Source organism: Novipirellula sp. (assembly GCF_041583735.1).
In the GTDB taxonomy this organism is placed as follows: Bacteria; Planctomycetota; Planctomycetia; order Pirellulales; family Pirellulaceae; genus Novipirellula.
In genome coordinates this window covers 1-12,605 of the sequence record NZ_JBFHFD010000222.1, presented here as the reverse complement: position 1 = coordinate 12,605, position 12,605 = coordinate 1, and the positions used below count along the sequence as shown (strand labels likewise).

The following is a 12,605-nucleotide window of genomic DNA, read 5'->3' as shown; positions in this document are numbered from 1 at the left end:
TCGTTCCCACCCGTGAACTAGCCGACCAAGTCGGACGGGAAACCCAAATGCTGGCCCGTGGCGTGCCAACCGAAGTCGCCGTCTTGGCCGGTGGTAAAGACATCAAACGCCAATTACGGCAACTCGAAAATGGCGTACAAATCGTCGTGGGCACCCCCGGGCGACTGCACGACCATTTACAACGACGATCGCTTCGCACTGACAAAGTGTGGTGCGTCGTTTTGGATGAAGCCGACCGCATGCTCGATATCGGTTTCCGTCCTCAAATCGAACGCATTTTGCGGAAATGTTCCAAAGATCGGCAAACGCTGCTGCTTTCCGCGACGCTTCCTCCCACCGTTCGCAGGTTGGCGGAAACGTATATGCAAGAACCCGTTGTGATCGATTGCTGTGACAAAGACATCGCGGTGGACACGATCGAACAGCGTTACTTTACTGTTTCGCATGATAAAAAACTGGAACTGCTTGAACGTCTGCTCGAACGCGAGAACCCCAAGCAAGCCATCATTTTCTGTCGCACCAAGCGTGGGACGGACCGGCTTTATCGCCAATTGAGCCGAACCTACCCCGCCTGCGGCAGCATGCATGGCGACTTGGCTCAACGTGAACGAGACCGTGTGCTGCAGCAATTGCGGGATGACAAGCTACAAATCTTGGTCGCCACCGATGTGGTGGGACGCGGAATCGACATCAGCACGATTTCCCACATCATCAATTATGACATGCCCCAAGATTGCGACGACTATGTCCATCGCGTGGGTCGTACCGGCCGCATGGGACGAGACGGAATCGCGTTCACCTTCGTCGTTCCCGGCGAAGGCGACTCGTTGACCAGCATCGAGCAGCGGATCAATAAGCAGCTCAAACGCGATCACTTCGAAGGCCTCGATCCTCCGACTGCGGTCCAGTTGGCTCCGAAAGCAGAAGAGACGGTGAAAAAAGCAGCTCCAAAATTGAATCCGATGCACCGCAAAGTGACCCGTCGGCGGCGCTAAACCTTGTCGGCGGCGTTAATCCATCGCCGACTTATCGCGTACTGGATGCTCCTAGCTGCCGTGTGGCGATCGCCATACGGCATTTTTCGTGGCGTGACAGAATCAAAATTCCAACATCACGGCATCCTTTCAAGAAGGACCTCCTGGGTGACGTCAACCGCTGACACGAACCGTATTGTTCACCCGCAACGCGCCCGCCACGACCCGCACCGTCTCTTGAGCAAGCTGCTTGTGATAGAAACTGCGAACCAGCCCGCTGAGCTTCAATTCGCTTCCACTCTCATCCACTCGCAACTGACGTAACTCGGCAACCGAACTTTTGGCAAGTACGGCATTGGCGGCGATGGCGATGTCCTGACTAGGGCGTTGAATCATAGGGTGCTCCCAGAAAATGTTGCGAAAGGCAGCGGCTCACTAAAATCGAGTGAACTTGGCCGCATGGGGTGAACGAGGACCATCGCAAGCGAATGCTACATCGGTAGAACAGGTTGCTCAAAACGTAAAGGGCTAGCATTGCGAAAGACGCGGTGTGAGCGAAGGTTGGCAAGCAGAGCGATGGGAGTTCAATCAAATATCACACATTTCCTGATTTTTGCCTATGCGAATCCACTCCGAATTCCTAAAGGTTTGTCGAGCACCAAGCAATAAATATGCATTGCTAGCAAAGGCGGAAATTTTCAAGAAAGCATCAAGTCGGCGTTGCCCCGATGTCCGCGATGCGGATCGATCCGCATCGCGAGGAAATGCGATCGCAACCGAGCTTTCTTCCCCTGACCGTCACAATCGCTACGACAGTTCGCACCGGCACTGCCGCAGTGGCAAGCGTTTTGAAAGTCGTGGGGTTTTGCGTGGGAATCAGCTTGAGGCAACCGGAATGACCTATATCCCCAAGGGTGGATTTCAATCTCGCAATCGTCGCCCTTGCCCGGCCGGCGCCGGCCTCACAGCCAACGCGATGAATCCACTGCGATGGGAAAAACCGTGCTGAGCAAACTGCATCCCCGTTACCAATGGCCCTCACCATGTATCTTGACTTAGCAATCGCATTAAGTTGTGCCGGCGTGGGCGTCGCGTGCGGGTGGGTAATGAACGGAATCGGCTGGGGCGTCGATTTTGACGAATTCGATGATGAGTTAACGCTGATTGAACGGTCGGAACTCGAGCAAGTCAAAGCGGAATACGAGCGACTCGCCACGGCGGCCGACCGACTGCGTGAATACGCCACGACGATGGCGATGGACGTCGACAAACACCAGAGCAGCGTCCAGGCGGTCAGTGACGTCTTGACCTCGGAAACGACCTTTTCCGCGGACGAACTTGGCGACGCGGTCAATCGTTTGATCGAAGCGAACGAGACGATGCAAACCAAATTGAAATCGGCTCAAGATCGAATCTCTGAACAGGCCGACCAACTTGAATCGGCCGAACGTCGGGCTCAGACCGACGCGTTGACACGGGTGTCAAACCGTGGTGCATTCGACGAGCATTTAGCGCGTCGTCACATCTTGGGCCCCGGCCGCGCCGGCACTCTGATGCTGTTGGACGTGGATCATTTCAAGAAATTCAACGACGAACATGGCCACCGCGCCGGCGACGAGGTATTGAAGGTGGTCGCCAACATGTTGCACGCGCGGCTGAAATCTTATGGGATTGTCGCGCGGTTCGGGGGTGAAGAATTCGCCGCGATTATTGACGGCTACACGGTCGAGGAATCCAAACGGATCGTCGAATCGGCGCGTGCGGCGATCGGGCAACACATTGTCGAATTCGAAGGCAAAGAGCTTGCCGTCACCGCCAGTATTGGATTGGCCGAACTGCTCGAGGAGGAGTCGATTGAGCAGTGGATTGAACGCGCCGACGCGGCGATGTACCACTCGAAGAAGCATGGGCGTAACTGTGGACATTCGATGAACGGAACCACTCCGGAACTGATCACACTCGGCACCGAATCGGCATTGATTCCGGACATCGACGAGCCATCCGCGGCGACCGCCGGACCGAAGAAACAAGCCGCAGTGAAACCCAAGCCGTCAACGACAGAACCGAACCGCGGTGCATTCACGAGCCTACCAACCCGCTCCGCACTAAACGCGGCGATGGAGGACATGCAAGAACGTTCGAAATCGATTGGATTACCGACGCAAATCATGAAGCTGCATGTTACCGGGACTCCCGCAGCGGGTGCCATGCGAACGCTGCTTCAAATCGTGCGAGCGACCCTACGAAGTGTTGATCGCATCGGAGCCGACGATGCAACCACCCTGCTTGTTTGCATGCCAGGGATTGACGACGACGACGCTCAAGAACGTGTCAAACAAATTCGTTCATCGGCCGCCTCGCTGCAATTCGGCGAAGCCAATCCTAGCGATTCACCCCAGCTTGAGATTACGATCATTGCGGTCGAGCCCGAAGAGTCGCTGGACGAGGCATTTACGCGGACCACAAGCGAATCGGCCCCGCTAGAACCTGACCCAGCAGCCGAACCTGAAGCTGCAAAACCTGACTCCGCTGCAGAGTCTGCGTCAGCAGCCGCATCGGCGGCAACTCCTGCTGCGGCACCATTGGCGGTGCCGCTGGATCCCCTACCGACCGAAACGGCGCGTTCGGAAGCCTAGCTCGGCGGCCCCCGTCGCGGTTTGCCTACATCACTGGAGCAGGATTATTTCGTTATTGTCCCAGCCAATGTCGCGAGAATAGGGTCAAAACGAATAATACTTGCGTTTTTGCTTGGCCCGGTCATCGGCATCGTGAACGACGAGATTTATTAAATTTCCAGGGGGCAACGCTGCAAAAACCTTTGATTTTACGGCGAACCAGGGGATCAAGCTGCTATTGACTTCCCTGATTTCATGTATATATTTGAGAGCGTTATGAAGGTCGGCGCTAAGTTTGCTGCCCACCTCTCCCAAAGGACGCTTGATCACGTCCCTCTTAGTAGCACGCTTGAGGAAAAAGCCGCTACGCTCGCCAGGCAGAATGACGGCTTGAGGATTAAGAGGACGGTTGATCAAACACATGTTACCGAGGTTGCTTGCCGCTTTCGCATCGCGATAGCCGCCTCAATACACAACACTTCGTTTTGAAATCACGATTGGTCTCTCAATCGCACGTCCCCCTAATTTACTACTGAATGGATTTTAAGTCGTACACGACAATCTGCGATTCGGCTGAGATTTCCGGCTAGCTCAGGTTTGGCGAAAACGCGTTGGTCGAAAAACGCGTGCTGCGGAAACCGCACCGTCGCTGGGCTCGCCTCAGGCACGAATCCTTGGATTGTTCGTTTTGACCCTTTCTTAAAAAGTGATCCGGCGATCGCTTACCGAACCCATCATTTTATTGTTTCGCCTCTCCAGGGCATGTCACCGCCGTACTCCTGGTAGGCTTTTTCCCTTTGAATTCGTGCGGTGTTTCTTCGATTTCCCGCTTTTAAGCGGAGCGCTGCGGCGACCCTTGTGGGGACGCCTTCACGCGAGCCTCGCATTCAAATTCCGATTTGATGCGTCTGAACTCCGCGGAGGTTCCCGCTTAGCGAGTATGTAACTCGCATCACGCTGACCTGGCGTCTCACTTAAAACGCATCTGGATCAAAAATGGCAAAAAAGAAACGGACCAGTCGCAGCCGAAGCGGTTCCGGAAACGGACCCTCAGGTTCGTATGGCAACAGCGGCAATAACAACAACAGCGGCAACGGAAAACCTCGCGTGCGACGACGTCGACGCGGTGGCGGGGGTGGCGGCGGAGGCGGCGGCCAAGGTGACCGCGGAGGCCAAGGGGGCGGACAGGGCAATGGCGAACCTGCGGATATCCCCAGCGATGCGCCGCTCGAAGAAAGCGTTGGCATCCTCGAACTGCACCCCAACGGCTACGGTTTCCTACGCAGCACCGAGAACAACTACTCGCGCGAACGCAGCGATCCGTTTGTTCCCGGCACGATGATAGAAAAGTTCGGACTTCGCCAAGGCGTTTACCTGAAGGCCATGGTCCAGCAAGCACGCCGACAACAGGGCCCCCGGGTGCGTGAAATTGTCGATGTAGATGGCATGGCACCGGAGGCTTATCTCGAAGTCAAAAACTTTGACTCGCTGACCGCGATCAACCCCGAGCAGTGGCTGCGATTGGAATGTGGCCGCAAACCACTAACCAACCGCGTGGTCGATCTGCTGGCGCCGATGGGCAAGGGACAACGCGCCCTGATCGTTGCACCTCCACGCAGCGGTAAAACCGTGATGCTGCAAGACATCGCGACGGGAATCACGCAGAACCATCCCGAAGTCAAATTGATTGTCTTGCTGGTCGACGAACGCCCCGAGGAAGTGACGGATATGCGTCGCAATGTGCTCGGCGGCGAGGTCGTGGCAAGCAGCTTGGACATGGACGTCGAAAGCCATGTTCGCTTAAGCCAATTGGTAATCGACCGCGCGAAACGACTCGCCGAAATGGGCCAGGACGTCTTCTTGATGCTCGACTCGATCACTCGACTGGCTCGCGCGTTCAACAAATGGGTGGGACGTGGCGGCCGTGGTGGTGCGACGATGACCGGCGGTTTGGACATCAAAGCGATGGACATCCCCAAGAAACTGTTCGCCACCGCTCGGGCCTTCCAAGAAGGCGGCTCGCTAACGATTATTGGCACCGCGCTTGTCGACACCAATAGCCGCATGGACGAAGCGATCTTCCAAGAGTTCAAGGGAACGGGCAACATGGAATTGGTGCTCGATCGCCGATTGGCCGATCGCCGTGTGTGGCCATCGATTGACATCAGCCAAAGTGGAACTCGACGCGAAGAATTGCTTCATGACGAAGAGACCTACGAGGCCGTCACGATGTTGCGACGGACGCTTAGCAGCATGCATCCCGTCGACGCCATGGAACAGCTAACCAAGCAGCTTGGCCGATTCGACAGCAACGATGAATTCATCAAGCTGATCAGCGGCGCCAAGACGTCGCTCTAGCTTTCATGAAAAGCTTTGTTGTCGCCCCACTGCCGGGCAGCATCCCTTACGAGAACCGCCGCTCGATTCGAGTCAAAGCAAGGTTTTCGGGGATGAAGTTCATCGACTTCCTCGGCGAATACCACCCTCCGACGCCACGCGATGCGTGGCTTGGATGGATCAACGCGGGTGAGATCTTAATCGACTCGTTTCCGGTTCGCGCCGAACGAATCGTACGCGAGGGAGACCACTTTACCCATGTCATGAGCGACGTGGTGGAACCTGATGTCAACTCGGCGATCACGATCCTTCACGAGGATGATTCGATCATCGCGGTCGACAAACCGGCACCGCTGCCAATCCACCCCAGCGGCCGATTCCACCGCAACACGCTGTCCTGGATGCTCGAGCGATATTACGACGGGGAAAAACTCCGTGTCGCGCATCGGCTCGATGCCAACACGACTGGCGTCGCGGTGCTGTGCCGCACCGCCGGGGCAGCCGGTTTTGTGCAGCCTCAGTTTGAACGACGCGAAGTCAAGAAACTGTACCTTGCTCGCGTCTCCGGCACGGTCCCTTGGGACGAACACCGCTGCGACCTCTCGATTGCCCATGCCTCGGACGTGATGAAGCGACGGTTGTCGGTCGGAGCGCGCGTTACGTGCCCCAGTGGCCAAGAAGCTCGCACCGATTTTAAAGTGATCCAGCGATTGCCCGATGACACCACTCTGGTGCAAGCGATTCCACTGACCGGACGAACGAACCAAATTCGCGTCCACTGTTGGTCGTTGGGCTTTCCCATCCTCGGGGACTTGCTGTACCTGCAAGACAAACAAATTGGCGAACAACAAACGCACACGATGACCGATCCACCGATGTGCCTGCACGCTCACCAATTGACATTCTGCCACCCGGAAAGCAAGACACCGGTGACCTATCAAAGCCCACCACCGAAGTGGTGGGGCGACATTGCGAAAAGCGTCGCGAAGTAAATTTGAGTCGCGTTAATTTCAGCCGCGATTCCTGCTAGCTGCTTGGGCCAACGCGGTGAAGGATTTACTCGTAGCGACCTTCGCCAGCAGGGGGTGATTCGTATTGGCCGGAAGAAAAATTGACGCAAAACTCCGACACCCAACGGCGAAGCTTGCGAGCTACACGTTGCCTCGAGCCCATGTGCCATCGATGTTGCGCCATGTTTCCGTTGTCGGTGGTGCATCCTGCAATAGCGCCGGCAACCGTGACTCTCGCACGTTGTCATACGACGTCAACTTGGCAAAACGAACCAACGACGCAGGCACTCCGACGGCGGTAAAGCCGGGATGGCCTGTTGCCGGATAGGGGCCACCGTGGTTCATTGCCGGGCTGACTGCGACGCCGGTTGGCATCTTGTCATTCAACACTCGCCCCACTTTCGGCGTCAATTCAAACGCGATCTTTTCATAAACCGCTTCATCGCTTGAGTCGGCAGCGGAATAGACACACCCGGTCAAATTGCCCTCGAGATGCGAGATCACTTGAGTCATTTCGTCCAAATCTTTTGCCACCACCATCAGCGACGCGTTACCGAACGCTTCGGTCTGGAAGCCTTCAGGGTTCCCCAAAAAGGCTTGACCCTCAGCACGAAGCAGCGTGTTGGCATAGGCACAACGCCCTGACTCGGGCTCTCCTCCGCCCGTCAACAACTCGGCTCCGAAATCACAAAGCGTTTTCACGCTTCGCGACAAACTCTTTGAAACGGCGGGCGATAGTAGGGTTCCCGCTGCCGTGGATGCAAAGCGTTCTTTAACAGCGGCAATAAACTTTTCGGATGACTCATCGGCCATCAACAACACCATGCCGGGGTTGGTACAAAATTGCCCGGTGCCCATCAAAACGCTCGTGACGAAATCACTGGTGATTTCGTCACCACGCTGCTGCAGCGCGGCAGGAGTGATGACAACGGGATTGACGCTCGAGAGTTCCAAATAGATCGGCTTGCCAGCAGCGTCGGCTGCAGCTTTTAGCTTCAAACCCGCTGCTCGGCTGCCGGTATAACCGGTGGCACCGACACGTGGATCCGAAACCAAACGCTCGCCATCGGCGTGGCTCGTGCGATAGACCAACTGGACGGTCGATGGCGGCAACCCCGTTTGCGAGAGCGACTGTAGCGCCAGATCGGCGAACAAGCGAGTCGTCTCGGGGTGCGAACTATTCGCCTTGCCTATCACAGGATTACCGGCAGCGATCGCGGCAGCGAAATCGCCTCCCGAAACGCTACCAAAGGCGAATGGAAAGTTATTGGGACCAAACACGACAATCGGGCCGAGAGCTTCGTAACAGGACCGAATCCCCGCCTTGGTGTCGATCGTTGCCATTGCCCAATTACCACTGCGACACGCTGCAGCAGCGGCACGCAATTGATTGCTAGTTCGCGGCAGCTCGACATCGGCCAAACGTGGACTGCGGCCAAGCCCCGTTTCGGCAAACGCGGCGTCAACCAACGCGTCTTTTGCCGCATCGATTTTGTCGGCATAGACCTCTAGAAACTCTGCGATCTTGGCCTTGGGAAGCTTGCGTAATTCGCGAGCCGCGTCGACAGCCGCATCGAGCGCTGCGTCGCAATCGGACCAATCACTGACCGGAAACTCTGCTGCTAAAGCTTCGTTTTTGTTTGGATCGGTTGCCTGAAAAGTCTTGCTAAAGTCGGCATCTCGCCAGACACCACCGATCAGAACTTGACGTGCAGTTGAAGTCGCTACGGACATGGAAACACCTAACTGAGTTAATAAGAATGGAAGTTTCGACTCTCGCGTCGCCGCTAGCGACTCGGGGCGAGCACCGCAGCAACACGATCGAGAAGCAAGAGTCACAACCGACTAGTGACCTTGAACGATGGGATTGGAAAGCGTTCCGATTCCATCGATGGTAATGTGAACTTGATCGCCAACTTGAAGCGTAAAATCGCTTGACGGAATGATGCCTGTCCCGGTCATCAAAAATGCACCGTTGGGAAAATCGTTATCGCGAGCGAGCCACTGCACCAGATCCTCAAATCCGCGAGCCATTTCCGCGGCCGAGGTTTGTTGATCAAACACAACCTTGGAATCGCGAACAATTTTCAAGTCGATCCCGATTTCCGAATTTGGGGGCAGCGTGTCAAATAGCGTGACCCAGGGGCCGAGTCCCGCACATTGGTTGTAGCATTTCGCTTGCGGCAAATAGAGTGGATTCTCGCCTTCGATATCGCGCGAACTCATGTCGTTACCGATCGTCAACCCAACGATCTTCATTCGCGGACTGAGCACCAGCGTGACTTCGGGCTCTGGCACATTCCAGGTCGCATCCTCGCGGATCCGCAGCGGCTGCATGTGGCCGCTAACGCGGTGCGGCGTCGCCTTAAAAAACAACTCGGGTCGGTCGGCTTTGTAGACGCGGTCGTAACAAGATGCCGCCGCCTCGGACTCTTCCATCCGAGCCGCTTGGCTCCGCTTGTAGGTCACCCCGGCGGCCCATACCTCCTGAGCATCGATCGGCGGCAACCAAGCGACCGTATCATCGATCGCAATTGGCGAGTCGGTGGCGAGCGACATCGCTGCGGCGATTGGTTCATCCGCAGCGATAATATCGGCGAGCGATTGGAGCGGCCCCTGGGTTTGCAAGGGAAACAATTGGCCATCGTCCACGCGAGCGATTCGAGGCGAGCCCGAAGCATCAATGTATTTTGCGATTTTCATACCGCTAAGGATAACGAAAACCAATTCGCCGCGGGAGCCATCACCCCGAGTAGAACCGCCTTAGAAAAAACGGAAATCTCAGGGACTTCGACGAATCGCCCTTATGCCTGAAAGCGAATCACACCACCGACGATCGTGTGCGTGACTCGCGCCGACAATTCTTGCCCATCCAGTGGACTGCTGATGCAGTGTGATCGGAATTGCGAGGCATCCACTTGCCATGTCGCGTTGGGGTCGATGATTACGACGTCACCAAGTGAACCGACAGCCAAGGAGCCGCCAGCGATCGATGCAATCCGGGCGGGTGCGGTCGACAGCCGGTCGATCGCCTGGGGCCACGTCAAAATCCCATTTTCGATCATAAATTTCGAAACGGCCGAAAGCGTGGTTTCGAGCGTCGCGGCGCCAAAGGGGGCCAAGTCAAGGTCGTTCATCTTCTTTTCTCGGCTGCGTGGACGATGACCACTTTGGATCGCATCGATCGTCCCATCGGCCACCGCTTCGCGAAGCATTTCAACGTGACGGCGACTGCGCAAGGGGGGATGCACCTTGAATCGCGAGTCAAACGAACGCAGCTCACTGTCCAACAGACAGAGATTGTGTGGACACACCGATGCCGTCACCGCGATCTTGCGTGACTTCACGCGGCGAATCATATCGACCGCCCCCATCGTGCTGACCGGGCCGACATGCAATCGCCCCGACGTTGCTTCGGCCAACCGCACATCGCGTGCGACCGCCAGATCCTCGGCTTCGGTGGGCAATCCTTTCAACCCCAGCGTTAATGAGACCTGTCCCTCGTGCATCACCCCGTTCTCGGCGAGCTCGGGAATCTCGGGGATGTCAAAAATGACTCGGTTGAGCATCCGGCAATAGTCGAGCGAGCGTTTCAGCAGTGCGTCGCTTGCGATCGGTCGCGGAGCGTCACTAAACGCGACCGCCCCGGCTTCGGCCAACAACCCCAACTCGGCCATCTGCTCGCCTTCGCGTTGCCGGCTGAGACACCCGATCACGTGCACACGAACGCCATTGGCGCGAGACGCCTTTTGACGCACAAATTCCACTGCACCGGGCGAATCGATCACAGGCTCGGTATTTGCGGTACAAAGAATTGAGGTAAAGCCACCCGCCAACGCTGCATCGCTGCCGGATTGAATTGTCTCGTCTTCCTCGTTGCCGGGTTCACGCAACTCGACCCCGAGGTCAACCAACCCGGGCGCCACGATGCAACCACTTGCATCCACGCGTTGGCAATCCGCCGGAATCTCTGCATCGCTGGGATCAACCGCAGCAACCAAGCCACCGCGAATCAGCAACCGTGCCTGGCGATCCACCCCTTGGCTAGGGTCAATCAACCGCCCATTTTCAATCAGCAAATCAGACATAGTGGATAGGTTCAGCTTGTGTCGTTGAGTTTGAAGCGTCTTTGGCCCCCGAAAGCAACCACAACGCAGCCATCCGCACTGCGATGCCGTTGGTGACCTGCTCGAGAATGACCGAGTGCGGCCCGTCAGCAACCTCCGGTGTAATCTCAACCCCTCGGTTAATGGGGCCGGGTGCCATGATCAGAATGTCGTCCTTGGCTCGTCGCATGCGAGCCCCGTTCATCGCGTACAGCGCCGCGTATTCGTGTACGCTTGGGAAGGGACGTGCTTTTTGACGCTCGAATTGAATTCGCAACAAGTTCAACACGTCACAGCGATGCAGGATCGCATCCAGATTGTGCGCCACCTCGAACCCAAGCTCTTGCCATCGCGGACTAACCAACGTCGGTGGCCCACAGATAATTACATGAGCCCCGAGCTTGCTGAGCCCCCAAATGTTGCTACGCGCCGTGCGACTGTGAGAGATGTCGCCGACCAACGCGACGGTCAATCCATCGAGACGTCCACGATGTTGGCGGATGGTCAACATGTCGAGCAGTCCCTGCGTCGGATGCTCGTGCGGCCCATCCCCTGCATTGATCACACAACAGCGAAGTTCGCGGGCGAGTAGATGCGGGGTGCCGGGTGTCACATGCCGCGTGCAAACCCAATCGACCCCCATCGCTTCGATGGTTTTCGCGGTATCGACGAAGGTTTCTCCCTTGGCAACACTGCTGCCACCGCTGCTGAATTCGACCGTATCAGCCCCAAGCCGTTTGGCCGCCAGCGAGAAACTATTGCGAGTCCGTGTGCTATTCTCGAAAAACAGGTTCGCAAGCGTTTTCCCCGTCAACAGCGAAAGCTTGTTGCGGCAACCGCCAGTCAGCTCCTTCAGCTTTTGAGCGGTGTCTAAGAGGATCTGGATTTCGTCGGCCGATAAACTCTCTAAATCAAGCAAATGACGCCGGTGCCAGTTTTCTGGAAACGCTAAGTCGATTGCATCCGCCTTGGACATCGTTTCGATCTTCATACAGTGAAGGAAATTCAGAAAGGATCGTGGCGTCACGTTACGAGATTTATCCCTTTTCCGCGAGCACCCCGGCGTAAGTTTTTTCTAATTTGACCATGGGATTAGCGGCCCATTTTCAGTCCAGTTTCAAGACCGGCTGTCGTGCCAGCGACACGTCACCTGAACAGCGACCGCAACGCGAGCCGCCCGGTTGTAGAGTAAAAAAACCGTTCGGGATTGACCGGGCGGCTTCCGCCGCACCGCTAAAAAGCCACCCGGTTAGGGCGAAAGTAGATGGCATTGGGCTTGCGCCGTGCCGCTAAAAAACAGGATGATCGTGACCGCAACCCTTGGCGAGTTTCGCCAGCTTAAAAATTGGCTTTAGCGCCCCGAATCATTGCGGCTCTTTGCCAAACCGACCAACGCTACCCAGCCGGCAATCCAAAGCAGCCCGCCAATCGGGGTAACAGCCCCCAACCAGGGTTTGTTCAGCGCCACAAGCAGATAAAGGCTGCCGCTGAAAAACAGAAGCCCCAGCAACATCATCCAGGCTGCCGCGCGGCGAACACGGTTCGAACCGAAGGGTATAACCG

Annotated in this window: 12 protein-coding genes; 5 read left to right on the top strand and 7 right to left on the bottom strand. The window is 56.5% G+C overall.

The features are described from left to right. Positions 1-995, top strand: a 995-nt coding sequence (locus ABX962_RS17240) for a DEAD/DEAH box helicase (protein ID WP_372721277.1), incomplete at its 5' end; no start/stop codon positions are given. Positions 996-1,148: 153 nt separating this feature from the next. Here the strand turns inward: ABX962_RS17240 and ABX962_RS17235 are convergent. Then, positions 1,149-1,370 (bottom strand): BON domain-containing protein, encoded by a 222-nt coding sequence (locus tag ABX962_RS17235; protein ID WP_339937479.1) that lies wholly within the window; start codon positions 1,368-1,370, stop codon positions 1,149-1,151. A gap of 223 nt (positions 1,371-1,593) precedes the next feature. On the opposite strand from ABX962_RS17235, the gene ABX962_RS17230 reads away from it, so the two are divergent. Continuing rightward, entirely contained in the window at positions 1,594-1,983 is a 390-nt protein-coding gene (locus ABX962_RS17230; protein ID WP_372721276.1) for a hypothetical protein, read from the top strand. 34 nt (positions 1,984-2,017) lie between these two features. Continuing rightward, positions 2,018-3,610 (top strand): diguanylate cyclase, encoded by a 1,593-nt coding sequence (locus tag ABX962_RS17225; protein WP_372721275.1) that lies wholly within the window; start codon positions 2,018-2,020, stop codon positions 3,608-3,610. An 84-nt stretch (positions 3,611-3,694) separates the two neighbouring features. On the opposite strand, the gene ABX962_RS17220 is transcribed toward ABX962_RS17225, so the two are convergent. Continuing rightward, entirely contained in the window at positions 3,695-4,006 is a 312-nt protein-coding gene (locus tag ABX962_RS17220) for a hypothetical protein (protein WP_372721274.1), read from the bottom strand. A gap of 579 nt (positions 4,007-4,585) precedes the next feature. Here ABX962_RS17220 and rho point away from each other — a divergent pair. Together rho and ABX962_RS17210 are read left to right on the top strand one after the other, a co-directional pair. Then, on the top strand, positions 4,586-5,947 hold the full coding sequence (gene rho / locus ABX962_RS17215) for a transcription termination factor Rho (RefSeq protein ID WP_372721273.1): 1,362 nt from the start codon (positions 4,586-4,588) through the stop codon (positions 5,945-5,947). 5 nt (positions 5,948-5,952) lie between these two features. Then, a complete protein-coding gene (locus tag ABX962_RS17210) occupies positions 5,953-6,918 on the top strand; it encodes an RluA family pseudouridine synthase (RefSeq protein ID WP_372721272.1) in 966 nt (321 codons plus the stop codon). A 159-nt stretch (positions 6,919-7,077) separates the two neighbouring features. Here the strand turns inward: ABX962_RS17210 and ABX962_RS17205 are convergent, their stop codons facing one another. The 5 genes from ABX962_RS17205 to ABX962_RS17185 form a co-directional block, all read right to left on the bottom strand. Further along, positions 7,078-8,670 (bottom strand): aldehyde dehydrogenase (NADP(+)), encoded by a 1,593-nt coding sequence (locus ABX962_RS17205; protein ID WP_372721271.1) that lies wholly within the window; start codon positions 8,668-8,670, stop codon positions 7,078-7,080. Positions 8,671-8,781: 111 nt separating this feature from the next. Continuing rightward, positions 8,782-9,639 carry a fumarylacetoacetate hydrolase family protein gene (locus tag ABX962_RS17200; RefSeq protein ID WP_372721270.1) on the bottom strand — a complete coding sequence of 286 codons (858 nt, stop codon included), beginning with the start codon at positions 9,637-9,639 and terminating at the stop codon, positions 8,782-8,784. Between the two features lie 101 nt (positions 9,640-9,740). Then, on the bottom strand, positions 9,741-11,024 hold the full coding sequence (locus tag ABX962_RS17195; protein ID WP_372721269.1) for a dihydroorotase: 1,284 nt from the start codon (positions 11,022-11,024) through the stop codon (positions 9,741-9,743). Further along, entirely contained in the window at positions 11,017-12,018 is a 1,002-nt protein-coding gene (locus tag ABX962_RS17190) for an aspartate carbamoyltransferase catalytic subunit (protein ID WP_339937648.1), read from the bottom strand. The genes ABX962_RS17195 and ABX962_RS17190 overlap by 8 nt, the downstream gene beginning before the upstream one ends. Before the next feature lie 375 nt (positions 12,019-12,393). Continuing rightward, the coding region (locus tag ABX962_RS17185) for a DUF423 domain-containing protein (protein WP_372721268.1) at positions 12,394-12,605 on the bottom strand (212 nt) is incomplete at its 5' end.

Excerpts from the sequence above, each read along its gene's own strand:
- ABX962_RS17210 (WP_372721272.1), top strand. The coding sequence starts at position 5,953 with ATGAAAAGCTTTGTTGTCGCCCCACTGCCGGGCAGCATCCCTTACGAG.
- ABX962_RS17200 (WP_372721270.1), bottom strand. The coding sequence starts at position 9,639 with ATGAAAATCGCAAAATACATTGATGCTTCGGGCTCGCCTCGAATCGCT.
- rho (WP_372721273.1), top strand. The coding sequence starts at position 4,586 with ATGGCAAAAAAGAAACGGACCAGTCGCAGCCGAAGCGGTTCCGGAAAC.
- ABX962_RS17205 (WP_372721271.1), bottom strand. The coding sequence starts at position 8,670 with ATGTCCGTAGCGACTTCAACTGCACGTCAAGTTCTGATCGGTGGTGTC.
- ABX962_RS17195 (WP_372721269.1), bottom strand. The coding sequence starts at position 11,024 with ATGTCTGATTTGCTGATTGAAAATGGGCGGTTGATTGACCCTAGCCAA.
- ABX962_RS17190 (WP_339937648.1), bottom strand. The coding sequence starts at position 12,018 with ATGTCCAAGGCGGATGCAATCGACTTAGCGTTTCCAGAAAACTGGCAC.
- ABX962_RS17230 (WP_372721276.1), top strand. The coding sequence starts at position 1,594 with ATGCGAATCCACTCCGAATTCCTAAAGGTTTGTCGAGCACCAAGCAAT.
- ABX962_RS17225 (WP_372721275.1), top strand. The coding sequence starts at position 2,018 with ATGTATCTTGACTTAGCAATCGCATTAAGTTGTGCCGGCGTGGGCGTC.
- ABX962_RS17235 (WP_339937479.1), bottom strand. The coding sequence starts at position 1,370 with ATGATTCAACGCCCTAGTCAGGACATCGCCATCGCCGCCAATGCCGTA.